Origin of the sequence: Dactylosporangium sp. CS-047395, assembly GCF_050942185.1 — a bacterium.
GTDB lineage: Bacteria > Actinomycetota > Actinomycetes > Mycobacteriales > Micromonosporaceae > Dactylosporangium.
In genome coordinates, this window is record NZ_CP192015.1 from 10,416,033 (window position 1) to 10,436,361 (window position 20,329).

General features: G+C 71.7%; 23 protein-coding genes. 12 read left to right on the top strand and 11 right to left on the bottom strand.

All coding sequences use genetic code 11. The features are described from left to right. Nucleotides 1-71 precede the first annotated feature (71 nt). Genes trpB through ACQP00_RS48585 form a run of 3 tightly spaced genes read left to right on the top strand, consistent with a single transcriptional unit; the run spans nt 72 to nt 2,695 of the window. Nucleotides 72-1,268 carry a tryptophan synthase subunit beta gene (gene trpB / locus ACQP00_RS48575; protein WP_433210670.1) on the top strand — a complete coding sequence of 399 codons (1,197 nt, stop codon included), beginning with the start codon at nt 72-74 and terminating at the stop codon, nt 1,266-1,268. Beyond that, complete coding sequence (trpA, locus tag ACQP00_RS48580) at nt 1,265-1,972, top strand: tryptophan synthase subunit alpha (protein WP_433210672.1); 708 nt, start codon at nt 1,265-1,267, stop codon at nt 1,970-1,972. The genes trpB and trpA overlap by 4 nt, the downstream gene beginning before the upstream one ends. A 21-nt stretch (nt 1,973-1,993) precedes the next feature. Further along, on the top strand, nt 1,994-2,695 hold the full coding sequence (locus tag ACQP00_RS48585) for a GntR family transcriptional regulator (protein ID WP_433210674.1): 702 nt from the start codon (nt 1,994-1,996) through the stop codon (nt 2,693-2,695). Here the strand turns inward: ACQP00_RS48585 and ACQP00_RS48590 are convergent. From ACQP00_RS48590 to mca, 5 genes are all read right to left on the bottom strand, one after another. Further along, a complete protein-coding gene (locus ACQP00_RS48590) occupies nt 2,692-3,327 on the bottom strand; it encodes a hypothetical protein (RefSeq protein WP_433210676.1) in 636 nt (211 codons plus the stop codon). The two genes, ACQP00_RS48585 and ACQP00_RS48590, sit on opposite strands and share 4 nt — an antisense overlap. Nucleotides 3,328-3,469: 142 nt before the next feature. Beyond that, nucleotides 3,470-4,126, bottom strand: coding sequence for a TIGR03086 family metal-binding protein (locus tag ACQP00_RS48595; RefSeq protein ID WP_433210678.1), 657 nt, complete (start codon nt 4,124-4,126; stop codon nt 3,470-3,472). A 119-nt stretch (nt 4,127-4,245) separates the two neighbouring features. Further along, nucleotides 4,246-6,858 (bottom strand): putative bifunctional diguanylate cyclase/phosphodiesterase, encoded by a 2,613-nt coding sequence (locus tag ACQP00_RS48600; protein WP_433210680.1) that lies wholly within the window; start codon nt 6,856-6,858, stop codon nt 4,246-4,248. A 226-nt stretch (nt 6,859-7,084) separates the two neighbouring features. Then, nucleotides 7,085-7,309 carry a hypothetical protein gene (locus ACQP00_RS48605; protein WP_433052058.1) on the bottom strand — a complete coding sequence of 75 codons (225 nt, stop codon included), beginning with the start codon at nt 7,307-7,309 and terminating at the stop codon, nt 7,085-7,087. A gap of 5 nt (nt 7,310-7,314) precedes the next feature. After that, nucleotides 7,315-8,196 carry a mycothiol conjugate amidase Mca gene (mca, locus tag ACQP00_RS48610; protein ID WP_433210682.1) on the bottom strand — a complete coding sequence of 294 codons (882 nt, stop codon included), beginning with the start codon at nt 8,194-8,196 and terminating at the stop codon, nt 7,315-7,317. A 97-nt stretch (nt 8,197-8,293) separates the two neighbouring features. On the opposite strand from mca, the gene ACQP00_RS48615 reads away from it, so the two are divergent. Both ACQP00_RS48615 and greA read left to right on the top strand, forming a co-directional pair. Next, nucleotides 8,294-8,719, top strand: a complete 426-nt coding sequence (locus ACQP00_RS48615; protein WP_433210684.1) for a DUF4307 domain-containing protein — start codon at nt 8,294-8,296, stop codon at nt 8,717-8,719. A gap of 76 nt (nt 8,720-8,795) precedes the next feature. Beyond that, nucleotides 8,796-9,296, top strand: a complete 501-nt coding sequence (gene greA, locus ACQP00_RS48620) for a transcription elongation factor GreA (RefSeq protein ID WP_433210686.1) — start codon at nt 8,796-8,798, stop codon at nt 9,294-9,296. A gap of 30 nt (nt 9,297-9,326) precedes the next feature. Here greA and ilvA read toward each other — a convergent pair whose 3' ends face one another. Genes ilvA through ACQP00_RS48640 form a run of 4 tightly spaced genes read right to left on the bottom strand, consistent with a single transcriptional unit; the run spans nt 9,327 to nt 13,748 of the window. After that, nucleotides 9,327-10,541 carry a threonine ammonia-lyase gene (gene ilvA, locus ACQP00_RS48625; protein WP_433210687.1) on the bottom strand — a complete coding sequence of 405 codons (1,215 nt, stop codon included), beginning with the start codon at nt 10,539-10,541 and terminating at the stop codon, nt 9,327-9,329. Further along, nucleotides 10,538-11,227, bottom strand: coding sequence for a hypothetical protein (locus tag ACQP00_RS48630; protein ID WP_433210689.1), 690 nt, complete (start codon nt 11,225-11,227; stop codon nt 10,538-10,540). The genes ilvA and ACQP00_RS48630 overlap by 4 nt, the downstream gene beginning before the upstream one ends. After that, entirely contained in the window at nt 11,176-12,564 is a 1,389-nt protein-coding gene (locus tag ACQP00_RS48635; protein WP_433210692.1) for an amidase, read from the bottom strand. The genes ACQP00_RS48630 and ACQP00_RS48635 overlap by 52 nt, the downstream gene beginning before the upstream one ends. A gap of 44 nt (nt 12,565-12,608) precedes the next feature. Further along, nucleotides 12,609-13,748, bottom strand: a complete 1,140-nt coding sequence (locus ACQP00_RS48640; RefSeq protein WP_433210695.1) for a cystathionine gamma-synthase — start codon at nt 13,746-13,748, stop codon at nt 12,609-12,611. 33 nt (nt 13,749-13,781) lie between these two features. Here ACQP00_RS48640 and ACQP00_RS48645 point away from each other — a divergent pair, with 33 nt between their 5' ends. The 4 genes from ACQP00_RS48645 (at nt 13,782) to ACQP00_RS48660 (ending at nt 15,791) form a co-directional block, all read left to right on the top strand. Continuing rightward, complete coding sequence (locus ACQP00_RS48645) at nt 13,782-14,198, top strand: HIT family protein (RefSeq protein WP_433210697.1); 417 nt, start codon at nt 13,782-13,784, stop codon at nt 14,196-14,198. Between the two features lie 63 nt (nt 14,199-14,261). Continuing rightward, complete coding sequence (msrA, locus tag ACQP00_RS48650) at nt 14,262-14,924, top strand: peptide-methionine (S)-S-oxide reductase MsrA (protein ID WP_433210699.1); 663 nt, start codon at nt 14,262-14,264, stop codon at nt 14,922-14,924. A 77-nt stretch (nt 14,925-15,001) separates the two neighbouring features. Continuing rightward, nucleotides 15,002-15,472: an NUDIX hydrolase gene (locus tag ACQP00_RS48655; protein WP_433210701.1), complete on the top strand. Its 471-nt coding sequence runs from the start codon at nt 15,002-15,004 to the stop codon at nt 15,470-15,472. Then, nucleotides 15,465-15,791 carry a hypothetical protein gene (locus tag ACQP00_RS48660; RefSeq protein WP_433210703.1) on the top strand — a complete coding sequence of 109 codons (327 nt, stop codon included), beginning with the start codon at nt 15,465-15,467 and terminating at the stop codon, nt 15,789-15,791. The genes ACQP00_RS48655 and ACQP00_RS48660 overlap by 8 nt, the downstream gene beginning before the upstream one ends. On the opposite strand, the gene ACQP00_RS48665 is transcribed toward ACQP00_RS48660, so the two are convergent. Both ACQP00_RS48665 and ACQP00_RS48670 read right to left on the bottom strand, forming a co-directional pair. Further along, entirely contained in the window at nt 15,757-17,121 is a 1,365-nt protein-coding gene (locus ACQP00_RS48665) for a cystathionine beta-synthase (protein WP_433210705.1), read from the bottom strand. The genes ACQP00_RS48660 and ACQP00_RS48665 overlap by 35 nt on opposite strands. A 27-nt stretch (nt 17,122-17,148) precedes the next feature. After that, nucleotides 17,149-17,499 (bottom strand): YkvA family protein, encoded by a 351-nt coding sequence (locus tag ACQP00_RS48670; RefSeq protein ID WP_433210707.1) that lies wholly within the window; start codon nt 17,497-17,499, stop codon nt 17,149-17,151. Between the two features lie 72 nt (nt 17,500-17,571). Here ACQP00_RS48670 and ACQP00_RS48675 point away from each other — a divergent pair, with 72 nt between their 5' ends. From ACQP00_RS48675 to ACQP00_RS48685, 3 genes are all read left to right on the top strand, one after another. Then, a complete protein-coding gene (locus ACQP00_RS48675) occupies nt 17,572-17,985 on the top strand; it encodes a PPOX class F420-dependent oxidoreductase (RefSeq protein ID WP_433210709.1) in 414 nt (137 codons plus the stop codon). 84 nt (nt 17,986-18,069) lie between these two features. After that, entirely contained in the window at nt 18,070-19,098 is a 1,029-nt protein-coding gene (locus ACQP00_RS48680) for an SGNH/GDSL hydrolase family protein (protein ID WP_433210711.1), read from the top strand. A gap of 157 nt (nt 19,099-19,255) precedes the next feature. Further along, a complete protein-coding gene (locus ACQP00_RS48685) occupies nt 19,256-20,038 on the top strand; it encodes an SGNH/GDSL hydrolase family protein (RefSeq protein WP_433210713.1) in 783 nt (260 codons plus the stop codon). Nucleotides 20,039-20,329: the final 291 nt, after the last annotated feature.

The following is a 20,329-nucleotide window of genomic DNA, read 5'->3' on the forward strand; positions in this document are numbered from 1 at the left end:
TCTGGACACGCGCCCCGTTTCGTGCCACAGTTCTAGAACAGTAGACAGTTCTAGAACTGTGGAGGCTCATCATGGCTGAGCTGCTCATCCGGCCGCGCCGCGACGTCGAGCGCGGGCCGCTCATGGGCGACCCGGGCGCGCTGGGGCGGTTCGGGGAGTACGGCGGGCGGTACGTGCCCGAGTCCCTCAACGGCGCCTGCCGCGAGGTCGAGGACGCGTTCCGCGAGGCGTGGGCCGACCCGGGGTTCCGCGGGCAGCTCGACCGTTTGCTCGCGACGTACGCGGGACGGCCGACGCCGCTCACCCCCGCGCTGCGCCTGTCCACCGAGCTCGGGGTGACCGTCCTGCTCAAGCGCGAGGACCTGACGCACACCGGCTCGCACAAAATCAACAACGTGCTCGGGCAGGCGCTGCTGGCCAAGCGCATGGGGCGGACGCGGCTGATCGCCGAGACCGGCGCCGGCCAGCACGGCGTGGCCACGGCGACCGCGGCCGCGCTGTTCGGCCTCGACGCGACGGTGTTCATGGGCGCCAAGGACATCGAGCGCCAGGAGCTCAACGTCTTCCGCATGCGCATGCTGGGCGCCGAGGTCGTGCCCGTGCACACCGGCGCGCAGACGCTCAAGGACGCGACCAGCGAGGCCATGCGGCACTGGGTGGGCGCGGTCGCGACGGCGCACTACTGCATGGGCTCGGTGCTGGGCCCGGCGCCGTACCCCTGGATGGTCCGTGAATTCCAACGCGTCATCGGCGACGAGGCGCGGCGTCAGTGCGCGACCGAGCTGCGCGCCGCGGTGCCCGACTATGTGGTCGCGTGCGTGGGCGGCGGCTCGAACGCGGCCGGCACCTTCGCCGGCTTCGTCGACACGCCGGCCCGGCTGATCGGCGTCGAGGCCGAGGGCGGCGCGGGGGCGAGCAGCGGCTCCCTCGGCGTCCTGCACGGCGTGCGCTCGATGTTCCTGCAGGACGAGGACGGCCAGGTCGCCGAGGCGCACTCCATCGCGGCCGGCCTGGACTATCCGGGCATCGGGCCGGAGCACGTGCACCTGCGGGACCTCGGGCGGGCGCGGTACGTCACGGTCTCCGACGCCGAGGTCGTCGACGCGGCCATGCGCCTAGCGCGGACCGAGGGCATCATCCCGGCCCTGGAGTCGGCGCATGCCCTGGCCTGGGTCATGCGGGGCGAGCTGCCGGCGGGTTCGACCGTGCTCGTCACGGTGTCGGGGCGGGGCGACAAGGATCTCGGATCGTTGCGGGGGGCGTTGTGAAGCTGCTGATGCCGTACATCACGGCCGGCATCACGCCGTCGTGGACCTCGTACCTGCCGGCGTTCGCCGCGGCGGGCGCTTCGTACATCGAGGTCGGGCTGCCGTTCTCCGATCCCACGCTGGACGGGGCGACGATCCAGGAGGCGACCGCGGCGGCACTCGCGCGCGGGGCGACCCTGGATCGAATATTCGCCGATCTGTCGGAGATCTCGGTTCCGGTACCGCTGATCGCCTCGACCTACGCCAACCTGGTCATCCGCTCGGGCGCGGCGGCCTTCGGAGCCCGGTTGCGGGCCGCCGGATTCACCGCGTTGATCGTGCCCGACCTGCCGCTCGAGGAGTCCGCCGAGGTCGCCGAGCACATCGACCTCGTGCTGCTCGCCTCCCCCGCGACCCCGGACGCGCGCCTGACCGAGATCGGCCGCCGCAGCAAGCATTTCGTGTACGGCGTGACGGTCATGGGCACCACCGGTGAACGCACCGAGCTGGCCGCCTCGGCCTCGTCCCTGGCCACCCGCCTCAAGGCCCGGACCTCGCTGCCGGTCTTGCTAGGATTCGGCATCTCGACCCCGCCCCAGGCCGCCGAGGCCGCACAATTGGCCGACGGCGTCGTGGTCGGCGCGGCCGTGATGCGCCGAATCCTCGACGGCGCCACCCCCGCGGAGGCCGCCGAGTTCGTGGGCTCGCTGCGGTCGGCGATGTAGTTGCTCAAGGAGGCTGGACGCTTGCCCCGGGACGGCGAACCCCGCTACCGAGCCATCGCCACCGACCTGGCGGCGAAGATCCACAGCGGCTTCTACGCCCCTGGCACCGCGTTACCGGCGCAGCGCGAGCTGAGCACGGCGTACGGCGTGACGCTCATGACCCTCCGCCAGGCCCTGCGCCAGCTCAGCGACGAGGGCCTCATCGACCAGCAGCCGGGGCGGGGCACCTTCGTGTCGCCGCCCCACCTGGCCTACCGCCTCGGTTCCCTGCGAAGCCTGACCGACGACCTGCGCGACCAGGGCTTCGAGGTGCGGACCACGGTCATCTCGGCCGCGCTGGTCGACGGTTCCCTGCGCCTGGAACGGGTCCGCGAGTTCCGCGGCCGCCCGTCCATCCATCAGATCTCCTGGATCGCACCCCCACACGCCGCCCCGCTCGCGGACGTCGACTTCACCACGACGGCCCTCTACACCGCCCTGTCCTCGATCGGCGTCCCGGTCGTCCGCGCCACGGAGACGGTGCGGCCGGATCTGCTGCCCGAGCCTTCCCGGGTGTACCTGCACGAGCCCGCCAACACACCCGTCTTCATCAGCACCAGGGTCACGTACACGCTGGACGACACCGCGGTGGTCTCGGACCGCGCGGTGATCCTGGGCTCGGCCATGGAGATCAAGGCGGAACGCGCGGCTACCGCGCTGTCCCTGACCTGGTCCGGATTTTAGACGTGTCCGCGGAGCGATTCGTCGTACGTCACCACCGGGTCCCCGCCGAGCACGCCTTTGGCCGCCCGCTGAAACGCCGTGGCCTGACTGCGCCGCTTGAGCTGGATCGCCAGCTCCCCACATCCGCCCCGCCCGTCGAGCCGCGCGATGGCGCCGGCGGGCAGGAGGGCAACGGCATCGGGCTGCCCCGACGGCCGCGCGACGACGCCGACCACGCTCCCGGCAACCCCACGCCCGCTCCGCGTGACGGTGACCCGCTCGCCGAGCTTGAGCCCACGCCCGTCCACCGCCAACATTTCGGCGTCCCCTTGCACGGCGCGCCCCTGCACCAACGCGGCCCGCTGCAGCCCGGAACTCCGCACCGCCGTCAGCACCGTCACCTGCTCGAGCTGCATCCGCCCGGTGGCCACACTGACATCGAACAGCGTGTCATCGCACTCGACCGCCTGAGCCTCGGGCAACTCCCCGATCCGCTCCACCTGCTGCGGCGTGAACCGTCCGACGAGCCGTACGTCGACGCCTCCCGGCAGATCGGCGAACCGCTCGGTCCCCCCGAAGCGATCGAGCACCACGAACGCCCCAACGGCAGCGACCGCAAACCCGGCAACCCCGGCAATCCCCCGCCTGCTCACACTCGGTGACGCTAGGGCAACACGCCCTCAGGACCGAACACCCGCCCGGTGTGTCAACCCAGCCTCACACCCGCCGCTCACCCTCCCGCCTCACCCCCTCCCGACTCGGTGTTGCGGCGGGGATGAGCAAGGGGGGTCGGCGTCAGGCGGTCGGGGCGGTCCAGTGGGGGTCGCGGCCCAGGTAGCGCAGGAGGGTTGCGGTGTCGTCGTCGGAGGAGGTGGCGGGGACGATCGCGGCGTAGGCGCCCCAGGCCCGGAGGGGTTCGGTGAGTTCCTGAGCGACCTTCAGGAGGTCGCGGGACAGGGCGTTGTCCAGTGGGGAGGGCTGGCCGGTGGCACGGGCGATGTCCCAGGCGTGCACGGCGGCGTCCAGGGCGCAGGCACCCGCGGCCAGCCAGGCCGGGAGTTTGCCCTGCGGGAGCGGGGTGGGGACCTCGGGGGCGTCCTGCTTGATCGTTGCGTACGTCGCGGCGGAGGACTGCATTGCCTCCTCGGCGAACGCGGCCAGAGCGGTGAAGCTGACCTCCGAGGTTACCTCCGAATGTTCGTTCGCAGCGGTCTCCGCCGGCAGGTGGCCGGTCGGGGCGAAGGGGTCGAACGTCGGCCAGCCCGAGCCGGTCACCGCGGCGGCGTAGCCGAGTTGGTCGCCCGCCGCGTGCTGGAGGACCTGGGCGACATTCCATTCGGTGCAGGGGGTCGGGCGGAGCCAGTCGGATTCCTTGATGCCCGCGATGGCTGCGCGCAGGGCTCGGTGGGACTCGTCCAGCACGGTCCAGGTGATGTTCGGCTGCTCGTTCATCGTTCCGGCTCCCGTCAGCTTGCCGTCCTTGTGACACCCTCACTCTATCAGAACGGAATGTTCCATTCCAGTAGCAAGGCATGATCCAGTGAGCGGGGCGTTGCTCTCTTGGCGGGCGCTCAGCCGGTGCCTTCGGACCTCAGGTGGCGGCGTTGGACCTGGCGGCGTTCGCGGAGGACGGACTGGAGGCCCTCCGGGGACAGGGGCGGGAAGAACAGGAAGCCCTGGGCCGACGTACAGCCCAACTCCGTCAAGCGGGCTCGCTGCTCCGGGTTTTCCACGCCCTCGGCCACCACGCGAAGGCCCATGCGCCGGGCCAGGTCCACGGTGGTTTGGACGATTGCGCCGGCCTTCGGGGAGTCGAGCATCTGGGCCACGAACTCGCGGTCGATCTTGACCTCCTGGACCGGGACTCTCGTCAGGAGGGTGAAGGCCGAATAGCCGGTGCCGAAGTCGTCCACCGCCAGCTGTACGCCCAGTCGCTGCACGCGCGAGAGGACGTCGTCGATCACCGGGGAGTTGGAGAGCATGACGGTTTCGGTGATCTCCAGGACCAGGAACTCGGCGGGGAGGCGGTGGCGGGACAGGAGGTCGTTGATCGTCTCGGGGAGCTGGCGTTCGGCGAGGCTGCGGGCCGAGATGTTCACGGCCACGGGTACCGCCAGGCCCGCTCGGCGCCAGCCTGCGGCCAGGAAGATGGCTCGTTCCAGGACCCAGTGGGTGAGCGGGCCGATCAGCTCGCTCGCCTCCACCGCGGGGAGGAACTGGGCGGGCATCAGGCGGCCGCGGCGGGGGTGGCGCCAGCGGATCAAGGCTTCGACGCTGGTGACCGGGGCGGGGACGGCGGCAGCGGCGGCGGCCGACTTGCCCGGCTGGCGCTGGCTCGGGATCGAGCGGCCGGGGACGGGGCCGCTCGAGACGACGGGCGAGGCGGCCCCCGGGACCAGGGCGATCGCCGGTTGGAGTTCCAGGGTGAGCTGGCCGTCGCCCGGGGAGTTCAGGGCCTCGCGGAGTTCGGCCAGGAGGGCCAGGCGGTCGGTGCTGGCGTCGTCGCGCGCCGGGTCGTACCAGGCAACGGGTTGGGCGCCGTTCTTGGCCTGGTACATGGCGATGTCGGCGCGGCGGAGGAGTTCGGTCAGGTCGGCCGAGCCGGCCGGGGCCACCACGACGCCGATGGACGTTTCCTTGGAGAGGGTCACGCCGTCGATCTCCATGGGGGTGGCGATCTGCGCGCCGAGCTTGCGGGCCCGTTCCACCGCGGCGGCGAGGGCCAGGTCGTCGGCGCCCGCGGCCATGTCGGTGATGAGGATCGCGAACTCGTCGCCACCGAGCCGGGCGCACAAATCAGCGGAACGGCCGAGCGAAAGACCAGCAGAAGACGAGAGATCGACAGATGGGTCGAACGAGTCACGCACCCGGCCGGCGATGACCTTCAGGACCTCGTCGCCCGCGGTGTGGCCCAGGGCGTTGTTGACCTCTTTGAAGTCGTTGACGTCCAGTAGCAGCAGGGCCACCGGGGCGCCCGGAGCGCGCGCGGCCAGCTGGAGGTTGCCGCGGGCCAGCAGGGCGGCGCGGTTCAGGAGGCCGGTCAGGGGGTCACGCACCGCGTCGTACGTCGTGCGCTCGCTCATCGCCCGCAGCTCGCCGTGCGTGATGGCGTCGTGCAGCGCGGCGGCCAGGGCGTCGCCGAAGGTGGCGAGCATCAGGCGGTCGCGCGGGCGCTGCGGTTCCGGGCCGGCCAGCTGGAGCTCGCCCACGGCGACCGAGCCGACGGTCAACGGGCGGCTCGTGTAGGGACCGGGCGGCAGCTCCCCGTGCGAGCGGCCGCCCGACAGGACGATCCTCGCGGCGGGGACGTGGAAGAGGCGGATGGCGCCCGTGATGCCGGCCCGGGCGGCGTCGCGCTCGTTGAGGCGGTTCAGGTCGCGGGCCACGTCGGCGAATTCGGACCAGGTGCGGCGCTCGTCGTCCTCGCCGATGCGGTTCGCGTAGAACTGGTGCATCAGCCAGAGGACCGGCGGCAGCAGCAGGAGCAGGAAGCCGCTCGTGACGCACGCCCAGACGATCACCAGGCCGACGGCCACGTTGCCGACGAGCATCAGGGGTGTGCTGGTGACCATGGTCGACACGGTGGCCCGCAGGTCGCCGCCGGCGGCCACGATGCGCAGGACCACCAGGGCGAAGGTGGCCACGAAGTACACCGCCGCGGCGGCGCACAGGGCGGCCACGAAGCGGGGCGGCAGGCCCTCGCGGTCCGGGCCGCTGCCCCAGATCACGACCATGACCAGGGTGGCCAGGCTCGCGCCGACGGTCAGCGCGGCGACGCCGTAGATGCTCTCGCGGACCGGGCGGGCGCGGCTCGCGCGGGCGTCGACCACGTGCAGGGCGGCGTGGGCGGCGGCGAAGCCGAGCAGGGCCACGGGCGGGACCAGCTCGGGCGGCAGGCTCGCGAGCAGGACCACCACCGCGGCCTCGCCCCAGGCCAGCCGGGCCAGGCCACCGCCGGCACGGACGCGCAGGCGGGCCAGCTGGGACACCATGGCGACGGCCCCGCCGACCAGCACCGCCGTCGGCACCGCGGGCAGTCCGTCGACACTGAACCGATTCAATGCGGCCGCGACCGTGCCCTCGGGCAGGCGGGAGGCGGCCACCAGAGCGGCGACGACACCCAGAGCGGCGACGGTCACCATCAGCGCGATCAGGCGCGACGGCAGGGAACGATCGGCACGCACCGAAGTGGTCACCCCCACCACCGGCCGCAAACCGCGAAAGGCCGTGTCGCAGAAAAGCGAAGGCGGGATGCCAGGAGGCGAATGGCCGTCACCGGTGCCCCCTTCCCCTGCTCCACAGGGATGCGCGCCCGGCAAGGTGGAACGCGCACCTCGTGAAGGCTAAGCCACGCGGGATGGGGACAACAGTGGCCAGCGATGCGTTTCTAACTCAGATCATCGACCGGCACTACTCAGGGGGACTGGCCGGGTCCGATGCCTGGTCGCCCTTCTTCGGGGCGTCCGGGTCGGGGAACTCGGCCGGCAGGCGGCGGATCCGCATGGTCATGTTGCGGATCAGGAAGACCGTCGCGATGCCCAGGAGCACGATGATGAGCAGCCCCATGGGGCCGGCCAGGCCCCCGGAGCGGGTGTCGCCGAAGTTGTTCTCGGCCAGAACGTCCAACGCGCCCATAAAGCTCACCTTACGCCGGTGAAGAGATCGTCTTCCGGTGTGGTGGTCTCGACGAAGGACTTGACCAGTTCGTAGTCCTCGGTGGGCCAGATCTTCTGCTGCAGGTTGAGCGGCACCGCGAACCAGAAGCCGTCCGGGTCGACCTGCGTGGCGTGGGCGCGCAGGGCGTCGTCGCGCACCTCGAAGAACTCGCCGCACGGCACGCGGGTGGTGGTGCGCTGGTCGGCGTCGGGGTACTCCTCGCCGTCGTGGCGCTCCTGCCACTGCTTGAGCCATTCGGTGTACGGCGACTCGCCCGTCGCCTCCAGCATGGCCTCGTGCAGCATGGTCATCCGCTTCCGGGACCAGCCCATGTTGTAGTACAGCTTCAGCGGCTGCCACGGCTCGCCCGCGTCCGGGAAGCGCTCCGGGTCGTTGGCGGCCTCGAAGGCGGCCACGCTGACCTTGTGCGTCATCACGTGGTCGGGGTGCGGGTAGCCGCCGCGCTCGTCGTAGGTGGTGATGACGTGCGGCTTGAACTCGCGGATGATCTTCACCAGCGGCTCGGCGGCGACCTCGGGGTCCATCAGGCCGAAGCAGCCCTCGGGCAGCGGGGGCAGCGGGTCGCCCTCGGGGAAGCCCGAGTCGACGAAGCCGAGCCAGGCCTGGCGCACGCCGAGGATCTCGCGGGCCCGGTCCATCTCGGCGCGGCGGATCTCGGCGATGTTCTCCCAGATCTCGGGGCGGTCGAGCTTCGGGTTGAGCACGCTGCCGCGCTCCCCGCCCGTGCAGGTCACAACCAGGACGTCGACCCCGTCGGCCGAGTACTTTGCCATGGCGGCCGCGCCCTTGCTCGACTCGTCGTCGGGGTGTGCGTGCACCGCCATCAAGCGCAACTGCTCGGTCACGAGCTATCCCTCCAGAGAGACCCGCCGCGAGGCGCGGCGACATTCCGACCCTATTGTGGTCGGTACCTCTGACAAAAAACGACGAGGACGCACTCCCGTGACAGCACCAGAAGAGACGCACGCCACAGCCAAGTACCCGCCGGGCCGCTACGGCCGCCGCCGGGAGCCGCAGCCGCGGCGCCGCTGGCTGGTGTTCGCGCTGGCCGCCGTGGTGGCGGCGGCGGGGCTGGCGATCGCGTGGCAGCTGTACCAGCAGTACGGGCCGCAGGACTTCGAGCCGCAGGTCCAGCGCTTCTACAACGTCACCGACGACGGCATCTCGGTCGAGTTCGTCGTGCGCAAGGAGCCCGACCAGCGCGCCACCTGCAGCGTCCGGGCGCGCAACGCCGCCGGCGAGGAGGTCGGGCTGGCCCAGGTCGACGTGCCCGAGGGTGCCGAGGCGTTCGTCACATATCGCCTGGCCACGAGCGATCGCCCGGTCACGGTCGAGGTACCGGCGTGCGGGCCCTTCAAACAGCGCTGAAATTGAAGTGGCGGCGGTGATGCGAGTCACTGGTACGTTAGTAGTTTGACCGAGCGTGCCCGTAAGGAGATCTTCAGTGTCGACCACCGACGGCAACCAGGCCACCACCTGGCTGTCGCAGGACGCCTATGACCGGCTGCAGGCGGAGCTCGACGAGCTCATCGCCAACCGCCCGGCGGTAGCCGCCGAGATCAACGCACGCCGCGAAGAGGGCGATCTGCGCGAGAACGGCGGCTACCACGCCGCCCGCGAGGAGCAGGGCAAGGCCGAGGGCCGGATCTTGTACCTCAAGGAGTTCCTCCGCAAGGCGGTCGTCGGCGACGCGCCGACCTCGAACGCCGTCGCGCCCGGCACCGTGGTCACCATCCAGTTCGACGACGACGAGGACGACACCGAGAAGTTCCTCCTCGGCTCGCGGGAGATCGCCGCGACCACGGACCTGACCGTCTACAGCCCGGAGTCGGCCCTCGGTAAGGCCATCATGGGCTCGAAGCGCGGCGACGTGGTGACCTACACGGCGCCCAGCGGCGCCGCGATCAAGGTGAAGGTCATCGAGTTCGAGCCGTTCGCCGGATAACACGGACGACAGCGCGGGCTACACAAGCAATCACACAACTGTGTAGCCCGCCGTCCGAAGCGCGTTGAGCAACCGGTCGGAGTGCTCAGACCCCCGGGTCTCGACCGAGAACCCCAGCTCGACCTCGCCGAGCTGCAACCGCGAATCCTGCCGCCGATGCGCCACGTCGACGACGTTGGCCCCCTGCTCGGCGATGTAGGTCAGCAGCTTCGCCAGATGCCCCGGCCGGTCCCCGCACCGCACGGTGAACGTGAGGTACCGCCCAGCGGCCGCCAGCCCGTGCTCGATCACCCGGACCATGAGCATCGGATCAATGTTCCCGCCCGACAGCACGGCCACCACCGGCGTCTCCACCTGCACCACCCCGGCGAGCAGCGCGGCGACACCCACGCTCCCGGCCGGTTCGACGACCATCTTCCCGCGCTCCAGCAGCATCAGCAGCGCCCGCGAGATGTCCTCCTCGGTCACCGTCACGACCTCGTCGACCAGCTTGGAGACGTGCGCGAACGTGATGTCCCCGGGCCGCCCGACCGCGATGCCGTCCGCGATCGTCCCGAACGCGCCGAGCCGCACCGGCCGCCCCTTGGCCAGCGACGGCGGGAACGCGGCCGCGTCCGCCGCCTGCACGCCGATGACCCGCACATCGGGCCGCAGGGCCTTGATCGCCACGGCGAGGCCCGAGACCAGCCCGCCCCCGCCGGCCCCGGTGATCACGGTCTTGACCTCGGGCACCTGCTCGAGGATCTCCAGCGCGACGGTGCCCTGTCCGGCGATCACGTCCGGATGGTCGAAGGGATGGATGAACACCGCACCGGTACGCTCGGCGAACTCCTGCGCCGCCACCAGCGCCTCGTCCACGGTGGACCCGGCGAACTCGACGGTCGCGCCGTAGCCCTTGGTCGCGGCGATCTTGGGTAGCGGGGCGCCGACCGGCATGTAGACGGTGCTGGCGATGCCCAGCAACCCCGCCGCCAGCGCGACGCCCTGGGCGTGGTTGCCGGCACTCGCCGCCACCACCCCGCGGCGGCGCTCCTCGTCGGAGAGGCGGGCCAGCCGCACGTAGGCGCCGCGGACCTTGAACGACCCGGCCCGCTGCAGGTTCTCGCACTTCAGCCAGGTCGGGCCGCCGAGCTTGGCGGTCAGGGGCCGGCTCGGCTCCACCGGGGTCAGGCGGGTCACGCCGGCCAGCAGCTTCCGCGCCGCTTCGATCTCGGTGAGGGTGACGAGATCCGCTGAAACGGTCATGCCCTGATAGTCCCACCTTCGGCGAGGACGGAGTCGCGGGCCCGCAGCCGCGCCACCCGGCCGTACTGTGCGCTGGTCACATGCGCGACGATCAACACCGCGAACCCGGCGGCGAGCACGAACAGCGCCGCCGACGGGAGGTACAAGAGCAGCTCTCTTCCGAAAAGGTGCCCGGCGAGCGCGTCGTCGACGACCCGCCCGTCCCTGGCCTGCGTGCGCACCAGCCCGATCTCCGCCGCGGTCTCCCGCGAGGCCAGCCAGGCGATCAGCAGCGTCGCCGCCCCGACCAGCGACGTCCCCCGAAACGCCCAGGTCAGCAGGGTCATGCGGCGGCGCGGCTCGGGCGCGCGGCCGACGCTGTCGACGACCCGGTGCGAGCGCACCCCGAAGGCGGCCAGGTTGGACCGCGCGCGGCTCACCCAGCCGATCCACACCAGCGCCGCGATCACCAGCAGCACGGCCCGCCCGGCCCAGCCGACGAGCCGCAAGGTGGTCGCCAGCGCCGCGGTTTCTGGGCCCGGATGGTGTACCGCATGCAGGTCCGCCAACGGCAGAAACGCGATACCGAGATTGAGCAGGGCCGCCGCCGCGACGGCCACCATCGCGGCGTTCGCCCAGTGTGCGAGGGCCCGGATCATCGGCGCCGCGCCGCCATCCGGGGCCAGCCCGGCGCGTTCCGGCGCCACGGTGCGGCCTGTTCGAGCTGCCCGGCCAGGGCGAGCAGGAGCGGTTCGGCGCCGGGCGGCCCGATCAGCTGGACCGCGGCGGGCAGCCCGTCCGCGCGCACCCCGACCGGGAAGACCAGGCCCGGGAAGCCGGCGAAGTTCCACGGCGCCGCATAGGGCGCGTACCGCGTGTTGACCATCATGTTCGCCGCCCACGAGCGCGCCGACCAGCGCTCCGCGGCCGGGGGCGGGCCGGCGAGCGCCGGGGTGATCAGCACGTCGTAGCCGCCGTCGCCGAACCAGTGCTGGCAGCGCTCGCGCCAGGCGGCCCGGTCGGCCGCGCGCACCAGGCCCCGTTCCAGCGCGCGCTCGCCGAGGGCCACGTGGCGGCGGGTGCGCGGCTGCAGCGCGGACCTGTCCAGCTCGGCGGCGTCGGTCGCGGCCCCGGCGAACCAGGTGGCGAGGACCCGGGTGGCCAGGGCGGGCGTGTACACCGGGTCGGCCTTGACCGCGCCGTGGCCGTGGGCGAGCAGCAGCCGTACCGCATCGCTCAGGCCCTTTCTCGCCCCCGCGTCGGGGAACACGCCGGCGACGGGGCTGCGCGCGGACACCGCGATCCGCAGCCGGGCGGGTTCGGTGAGCGCGTGCGGCGTACGGCCGGACAACACGCTGAAGCCGAGGTGCGCATCGGCGACCGTGGTGGCCAGGATGCCGTTCTCGGCGAGCCCGTACCAGTCGGTGCTGCCGATCCCGGCCGGCACCGCGCCCAGGCCCGGCTTGAGCCCGACGATCCCGCAGCAGGCGGCCGGGATGCGGATCGAGCCGAGCCCGTCGTTGCCGTGCGCGATCGGCACCAGCCCGGCCGCGACCGCCGCGGCCGAACCGCCCGAGGAGCCGCCGGGGGTACGGTCGGTGCGCCACGGGTTGCGCGTGATCGTGCCCGCGTCGTCGGTGGTCGCGAAGATCCCCAGCTCCGGCATGCGGGTCACGCCGACCACGACCGCGCCGGCCCCGCGCAGCCGCCGGACCACCTCGTGGTCGCGGTCGGCGACGGGGCTGCGCGCGGCCGCCGAGCCGCTCCAGGTGGGCAGCCCGGCGACCGGGACGTTCTCCTTGACCGCGACCGGCACCCCGGCCAGCGCGAGGTTGGCGAGGTCCGGCTGATCGTCGACGATCTCCGCCTCGGCGATGGCCGCCCCGCCGCGCACCTCGCGAAAGGCACCGACGATCCGGTCGTACGCCCTGATCGAGTCCAGATGGTCCGCGACGACCGCGGTCGCCGAGGTGTCACCGCGCCGTACCGCGCGCGCGATCTCCTTGGCCGTGGCCCCTACCCAGGTGGTTGCGCGAGCCGGCATCGAACACCCTTCCCGTACCCATCTCGGCGGTGCGGTCAAGTGTGTCAACGAGCGAGCGCGTACTCCAGATCGGCCAGAAGATCGTCGATCGTCTCGATTCCGACGGACAACCGGACGAGGTCCCCCGGCACTTCCAGCGGGCTCCCCGCGGCACTCGCGTGGGTCATGCGTCCCGGGTGCTCGATGAGCGACTCGACCCCACCCAGCGACTCCCCGAGCACGAAGAGCCGGGCGCGGTTGCAGATCTCGACGGCGTGCTCCTCGCTCTGCGCGCGGAAGCTCACCATCCCGCCGAAGCGGCGCATCTGCTTGGCCGCCGTCTCGTGGCCGGGATGGTCGGGCAGCCCCGGGTACAACACCTGCTTGATGTCCTTGTTCCTGGACAGGAACTCGACGACCTTCTCGGCGTTGTCGCAGTGCCGGTCCATCCGCACGCCGAGCGTCTTGATCCCGCGCAGGGTGAGCCAGGCATCGAACGGCCCGTTGATCGCGCCCATCGCGTTCTGATGGAACGCCAGCTCCCCGAGCAGGCCCTCGTCGCTGCCGACGAGCGCGCCGCCGACCACGTCGGAATGCCCGCCGAGGTACTTCGTCGTCGAGTGCACGACCAGGTCCGCCCCGAGGTGCAACGGCTGCTGGAGATACGGCGAGGCGAACGTGTTGTCGACCACCAGCAGCGCGCCGCGGTCGTGGGCGACCTGGGCCAGCGCCGCGATGTCGGCGATGCCCAGCAGCGGGTTGGTCGGCGTCTCCACCCACACGATCCGGGTGCGCTCGGTCATCGCCGCCCGGATCGCGTCGACGCTGTGGATCGAGGCGGCGGTCCAGTTCAGGCCCCAGCGCTCGGCGACCTTGGAGAAGAGCCGGAACGTCCCGCCGTATGCGTCGTCGGGGATCACCACGTGATCGCCCGGCCGGCACACCGTGCGCAGCAGCGTGTCCTCGGCCGCGAGCCCGGACGCGAAGGCCAGGGCGCGCCGTCCGCCCTCGATCGCCGCCAGGCACTCCTGCAGGGCGTCGCGCGTCGGGTTGGTGGTGCGGCTGTATTCGTACCCCTGCCGCGGGCTGCCCACGGCATCCTGGGCATAGGTGCTCGTCTGGAAGATCGGCGGCACGACGGCGCCGGTGGCCGGGTCCGGTTCCTGCCCGGCATGGATGGCGAGCGTTTCGAAGCCGTGGGTCATAGGGCGACCCTAGTCGCGACTAGTCTGGCGTTCGTGTCGGACTGCCTGTTCTGCTCGATCGCGTCGGGCGCCGCCCCCGGATTCCTGGTGGCGTCCACGGACACCGCCGCCGCGTTTCTGGACATCCGCCCCCTGTTCAAGGGCCATGTGCTGGTCGTGCCCAAGATCCACGTGGTGACCCTCACCGATCTCGACCCTTCGGACATTCCGGGGTACTTCGGGTTCGTTCAGAACATCGCCGCCGCCGTCGAGACCGGACTGTCGGCGGGCGGAACCTTCGTCGCGATCAACAACCGCGTCTCGCAGAGCGTGGCCCACCTGCACACGCACGTGGTACCCAGGACGAAGGGCGACGGCCTCAAGGGCTTCTTCTGGCCGAGGACGAAATACGCGTCCGACGACGAGGCGTTGTCATACGCGGAGAAGGTCTCGGCCGTAATGAGCTCATAAGGCCTTGCGGCGATTTTCGCGGCAAACTTGAGCCCGAGAGCCTCAAGTTTTAAGGAGCGGATCGTGTTCCTGCGGTACACCAAGCAGCTTGACCTGCCGACCGCCGAGTCGGCCATCACCGGGCGCGACACCGAGTTGCCCGTAGCCGCTTCGCACACCGTCCTCGGCACCCCGCTGCGCGGCCCCTGGCCCGCGGGCCTGGAGGTCGCCTACTTCGGCATGGGCTGCTTCTGGGGCGCCGAGCGCATCTTCTGGCAGATCCCCGGCGTGTACTCCACATCGGTCGGCTACCAGGGCGGCTTCACCAAGAACCCGACGTACGAGGAGACCTGCTCGGGCCGGACGGGCCACACCGAGGCCGTGCAGGTCGTCTATGACCCGGCCAAGGTGTCGTACGAGACGCTGCTGAAGGCGTTCTGGGAGAACCACGACCCGACCCAGGGCATGCGCCAGGGCAACGACGTGGGCACCCAGTACCGCTCGGCCATCTACACCACGACCCCGTCCCAGGCCGCGGTGGCCGCGTCGTCGCGGGAGGCGTTCGCGCCGGTCGTCCGTTCGGCGGGCCATGGCGAGATCACGACCGAGATCGCGCCGGCCGGGCCGTTCTATTACGCGGAGGACTACCACCAGCAGTACCTCTCGGACGCGAAGAACCCGGGCGGCTACTGCAACCACGGCCCGAACGGCATGACCTGCCCGATCGGCGTGGCCAAGACGGCGTAACTCCCGACGCCTGGCGCGGATCCCCGGGATCCGCGCCAGTGCGCTGTCCATGCCGGCACACCGGGCATAGTTCGACGATGCAAATCCCCAGAGCGGTCGCGATCGTGACTCAAGGCAGCCGGGTGCTGGTGATCAAGCGCTTCCTGCGTCAGCAGTCACTGGCCGGCTGTGTCATGTGCGAGGAGAACGGCGCGCCCGGTCCTGACTGTCCCGGCCACCACTATGCCGTGCTGCCGGGAGGCCACATCGAGCCCGGCGAGAGCGCCGAGGCGGCGGCGGTGCGCGAGCTCGCCGAGGAGACCGGGCTCCGGGCCGACGTCGACCGGCAGCTCTGGACCCACCAGGAGCGGGGCCGCCTCCAGTTGTACTTCCTGATGGCCAACGCCACGGGCACGCCGACGCTGTCCGGCCCCGAGGCCGTCGCAAACGGGCCGGACAACAGCTTCGAGCTGCTGTGGGCCGCACCCGACGAGTTCGATGCCCTCAACCTGCGGCCGGCGGGCGTCCGCATGGTGCTGGCCGGACTTGTAGCGGGCCCGCGTGGGTGACACGTTCGAGGTCCTCGTCGATGTCGAGGCCACCCCGGGTGAAGCACCGGCACTCGCCGAGGCGGTGCTGCGCTGGCTGGCGGCCGCGGGCATTGTCGAGGCCACCCGGAGCGATGCGGCGTTGGGGACCGACCGCGGTCACCGGCCCGGACCGAACCATCGGACCATCCTGCGCGACCCGGACCACCTCTCCGACATCGTCGTGGGTCACCTGGGCTTCAGGTTCTGGAACTGGCCGCCGCTGCAAGCGCCCGGGATCCACCGGGCGCCCGGTCGACTCTCCCCTACGTCAGGTGGGTCAGCAGATCCTGCCGGGTGATCACGCCGGCCGGCTTGCCGTCGATGAGGACCACGGCGGCGTCCGCCTTCTCCAGCAGCGCCACCGCCTCGGCCACCGGCTGCCCGCCGCCGATCATCGGCAGCGGGTCGGCCATGTGCCGCTCCACCATGTCGTGCAGGTGGGCCTGGCCGGAGAAGAGCGCGTCGAGCAGGTCCCGCTCGGCGATCGCGCCGGCCACCTCGCCGGTGACGACCGGCGGTTCGGCCTTGAGGACCGGGAGCTGCGAGACGCCGTACTCGCGCATGTAGTCGATCGCGTCGCGCACCGTCTCGTTGGGGTGGATGTGCACCATCCCGGGCACCCGGCCGTCCTTGCCGACCAGGACGTCGGCGACGGTGGGGTGCTCGTCGGCGGTACGAAGGAAGCCGTAACGGGCCATCCAGGTGTCATTGAAGATCTTGGAGAGGTAGCCGCGGCCGCCGTCGGGGAGCAGCACCACGACGACGTCGTCCGGGCCGGCCTCGCGGGCCACTTTGAGCGCGGCCGCCACGGCCATCCCGCAGGAGCCGCCCACGAGCAGGCCCTCCTCGCGGGCCAGGCGGCGGGTGAGGTCGAACGAGTCCTTGTCGGAGACCTCGACGATCTCGTCGCAGATGGTCCGGTCGTACGTCGTGGGCCAGAAGTCCTCGCCGACGCCCTCGACCAGGTAGGGGCGGCCGCTCCCGCCGGAGTACACGGAACCCTCCGGGTCGGCCCCGACCACGCGCACGCGGCCCTCGGAGGCCTCCTTGAGGAAGCGGCCGGCGCCCGAGATGGTCCCGCCGGTGCCGACGCCCGCCACGAAGTGCGTGATCCGGCCCTCGGTCTGCTCCCACAGCTCGGGACCCGTGGTCTCGTAGTGCGAGCGGGGGTTGGCCGGGTTCGCGTACTGGTCGGGCTTCCACGCGCCGGGAATCTCGCGGGCCAGGCGGTCGGAGACGTTGTAGTACGAGCGGGGGTCCTCCGGCGCGACGGCCGTCGGGCAGACCACGACCTCGGCCCCATAGGCACGCAGGACGTTCTGCTTGTCCTCGCTGACCTTGTCGGGACAGACGAATACGCAGCGGTACCCCTTGAGCTGCGCGACCAGCGCCAGCCCGACGCCGGTGTTGCCGGACGTGGGCTCGACGATCGTGCCGCCGGGCTTGAGGATGCCGGCCTGCTCGGCCTCCTCGACCATGCGCAGCGCGATGCGGTCCTTCACGCTGCCGCCGGGGTTGAGGTACTCGACCTTGGCCAGCACGGTGGCGGAGATGCCGGCGGTGACGTTGCGGAGCCGGACGAGGGGGGTGTTGCCCACCAACTCGACGACGTTGTCGTAGTAGCGCACGCCGCCAGCGTATCGGGCCTGCGCGGGCTACCTGACGACGTGTCCGGGAATCACGGTCTCCCGGCGCTTCTCCCATTCCAGGAAACGCTCGAGCTCGTCCATCAGGGCACCGGCGAAGTACCCGGCCACGGCCAGGTCGTCGACCAGCCCGAAGACCAGCAGGAAGGCCTCGGGGACGGCGTCGATGGGCGAGACGATGTACACCCCGGCGACCGCCAGCATCGCCAGCCGCGAACCGCCGTCGTACTGGCCTTTCATCGTCGCCTTGATCATGCGGGGGATGGCGCCCAGCCGCCGTCCGATCCCGGGGGTGTCCGAGCGGAAGACGCGCGCGAGCGCGGTCCACGCCATTCGCCGTCGCAGCGCACTGTCCGCCATGGTGATAGCCCTCTCTGCCGTGAATCGAATGTAACGGTGTCTGTCACGAACCGCCGGAGTAAGAATGGCGACATGGATCTCGATGAGGCTCGTGCCGTGCTCGCCGAGCAGCACCAGGCCGTGCTGGCCACCCGCCGCACCGACGGCGGGGTGCAGATGTCGCCGGTCGTGGTGGCCGTCGACGCCGAGGGCCGGGTGCTGATCAGCAGCCGCCTGCCGGCGTACAAGGTGCGCAACCTGCGCCGCGAACCGCGCGCCGCGGTCTGCGTGCTGCCGAACGGGTTCTTCGGCCGCTGGATCCAGGTCGAGGGCCAGGCTGAGATCGTTTCGCCACCCGACAGCGTTGAAGGTTTGGTCGACTACTACCGGCGGGCAACCGGACAGGAACATGACAACTGGGACGAGTACCGCGCGGCGATGATCGCGGAACAGCGGGTGCTGATCCGGATCACCCTCGACCGAGCGGGGCCGGATCGGTCGGGATGATCGACGTTATGAGCGACGTTTTACTTGGAGGGCGGGGGTTAACCTCGGGGACTGCGAGGAACCGGGGGAGGAAGGGCGGGGGCGGTGAAACTGCAGTCGGAGCGGGCGAAGCGGATAGCCACAGCGGCGGTGGTCGGTGGCGGTGGCGTGGCCGGGGCGGGCGCGTTGTTCTACGGGGTGGTGCTGGGTCAGGCGCTGCTGGCGCGCAAGACCATTCCGCAGGTGATCAGCCCGCCGCCGCGCGCGGACGGGGTCTACGGCACCCAGTTCGAGGGTGAGCCGCTGCGCCTGGTGGTGCTCGGCGACTCCTCGGCCGCCGGGTACGGCGCGGAGAGCCCCAGCGAGACGTTCGCCGCCGCGGTGGCGGCCGGTCTGGCCGAGCAACTGCACCGGCCGGTGCGCATGCGCTGCTTCGCCGTCGTCGGCGCCGAGTCCAAGGGCCTCCCACCGCAGGTCGAGGTGGCGTTGCGGCAGCGCCCGGACGTCGCCGTGATCTGCGTCGGCGGCAACGACGTGACCCACCGGGTGCGCATCCCGACCGCGATCGGCCACCTGGTGCACTCGGTGCGCACGCTGCGCGAGGCGGGCGTCGAGGTCGTCGTCGGCACCTGCCCCGACCTGGGCACCATCCGCCCGATCCAGCCGCCGCTGCGCTGGCTGGCCCGGCACTGGAGCCGCCAGATGGCCACCGCGCAGACCATCGCGGTGGTCGAGGCCGGCGGTCGTACCGTCTCCCTGGGTGACCTGCTGGGCGAGCTCTTCTACGCCGAGCCCGACCGGATGTTCAGCTTCGACCGCTTCCACCCCTCGGGCGCCGGCTACCTCGCGGCCGCCCAGGCCGTCCTGCCCACGGTCGTGGCCGCGCTCACCGAGCCGGCCCAGCCCGCGGGCGTGCCGGCCGCCCCGGTCCTCGCGGCCGGCGAGGGCGTGCGGTCGCTCCCGCAGGCCGCGGTCGAGGCCGCGCACACCCCCGGCACCGAGGTCAGCGCGGCCCAGGTGGCCGGGCGCGACCGCGGACCGGCGGGCCGCTGGGCCCAGCTGCGCCGGCGGGTCTGGCACCGGCTGCCGCAGCAGGCCGAGCGCACTCCGGACCGCACGGCGGAGCCGGCATGAAGACCGACTTCTCCCTGGTACCGCCCATGTGCCGGATTTCGGGACGCCCGCCGTTTCCCCGCCGTTGGGGCGCGGTTCGGGATTCGTCCGGATTTGCCCCTTGTTCGGGTCCCCCGGAGCGTGATTCGATGGAATCGCCCGGAACGGAGGTGGCGGCGTGACTGTCGTCAAACGCCTCGCCAAGCTCGCGACCGTGACGGCGATCGCGGGCACGGTCGGCGGGGCCGCCGTGCTGGCCGCCCAGGCGGTGGCCGCGCGCACCCGCGCCTACGCCAAGCCCGACATGCGCCTGGCCATGCGCTCCTCGATCGGCGGCGTCGGCAAGCCCCCCATGCGCCTGGTCCTGCTCGGCGACGCGACCGCCCTGGGCGTCGGCGTCGAACGGGTCGCCGACACCGTGGGCGGCCAGCTCGGCGCGCTCCTGGCCGAGGGTTCCTCCGGCCGCCGCGTCGAGCTCTCCAGCGTGGCCGTCGCCGGCTCCCGCTCCTTCGACCTGGCCACCCAGGTGGCCCGCGCCCTGGTCGGCCCGGTCCCCGACGTGGCCCTGGTGCTCGTCGGCGGCAACGACGTCACCCACCCCGGCCGCGCCGTCGAAGCGGCCGAGCACCTCGGCGCCGCCTGCCGCCGCCTGCGCGACGCCGGCATCCCGGTCGTCGTCGGCACCTGCCCCGACTTCGGCGCCCTGCGCGCCTTCGCCCCACCCCTGCGCCAGCTCCTGGGCCTGCGCAGCCGCCGGGTCGCCCGCCTCCAAGCCGCCGCCGCCGGCACCGCGGGCGCGGTCGTGGTCGACCTGGGCGCCCGCACCGGCCCGGTCTTCCGCGCCGACCAGGGCACCCTCTGCCACGACGGCTTCCACCCCTCAGCCGACGGCTACCGCGTCTGGGCCCACGCCCTCCTACCCGCCGTAGAAGAAGCCGCCGCCCTCCGCAAAGCCGCCTAGGCCCGCCCAGGAGCACGTGCCGCCGCCCGTGGACCCGGGACCCGGGACCCGGGGGCGGTTTTGAGAGGGCGTGGGCAGACGTCCCGCCGCCCATGGACTCGGGGCCCGGGTGCGGTTTTCTGAGAGAGCGTGGGCAGACTTTCCGCCGCTGTTAGGACTCGGTGCGGTGTTGAGGGGGTGTGGGTGGAGCGGAGCTCCCCCACTGTTCTTCAGGACATCGCACGGTAAACCCCGCTGCCGATAGGTCCTTCCGCCACAGAGCCTCCGATGCCCAAAGACCCGACCGCGTAT

What these genes read in the sequence shown, in the direction of transcription:
- trpB (WP_433210670.1), top strand. Translation starts at nt 72, where the DNA reads ATGGCTGAGCTGCTCATCCGGCCGCGCCGCGACGTCGAGCGCGGGCCG.
- ACQP00_RS48595 (WP_433210678.1), bottom strand. Translation starts at nt 4,126, where the DNA reads ATGAACGAGCAGCCGAACATCACCTGGACCGTGCTGGACGAGTCCCAC.
- ACQP00_RS48605 (WP_433052058.1), bottom strand. Translation starts at nt 7,309, where the DNA reads ATGGGCGCGTTGGACGTTCTGGCCGAGAACAACTTCGGCGACACCCGC.
- ilvA (WP_433210687.1), bottom strand. Translation starts at nt 10,541, where the DNA reads ATGACCGTTTCAGCGGATCTCGTCACCCTCACCGAGATCGAAGCGGCG.
- ACQP00_RS48635 (WP_433210692.1), bottom strand. Translation starts at nt 12,564, where the DNA reads ATGCCGGCTCGCGCAACCACCTGGGTAGGGGCCACGGCCAAGGAGATC.
- ACQP00_RS48640 (WP_433210695.1), bottom strand. Translation starts at nt 13,748, where the DNA reads ATGACCCACGGCTTCGAAACGCTCGCCATCCATGCCGGGCAGGAACCG.
- ACQP00_RS48655 (WP_433210701.1), top strand. Translation starts at nt 15,002, where the DNA reads ATGCAAATCCCCAGAGCGGTCGCGATCGTGACTCAAGGCAGCCGGGTG.
- ACQP00_RS48670 (WP_433210707.1), bottom strand. Translation starts at nt 17,499, where the DNA reads ATGGCGGACAGTGCGCTGCGACGGCGAATGGCGTGGACCGCGCTCGCG.
- ACQP00_RS48675 (WP_433210709.1), top strand. Translation starts at nt 17,572, where the DNA reads ATGGATCTCGATGAGGCTCGTGCCGTGCTCGCCGAGCAGCACCAGGCC.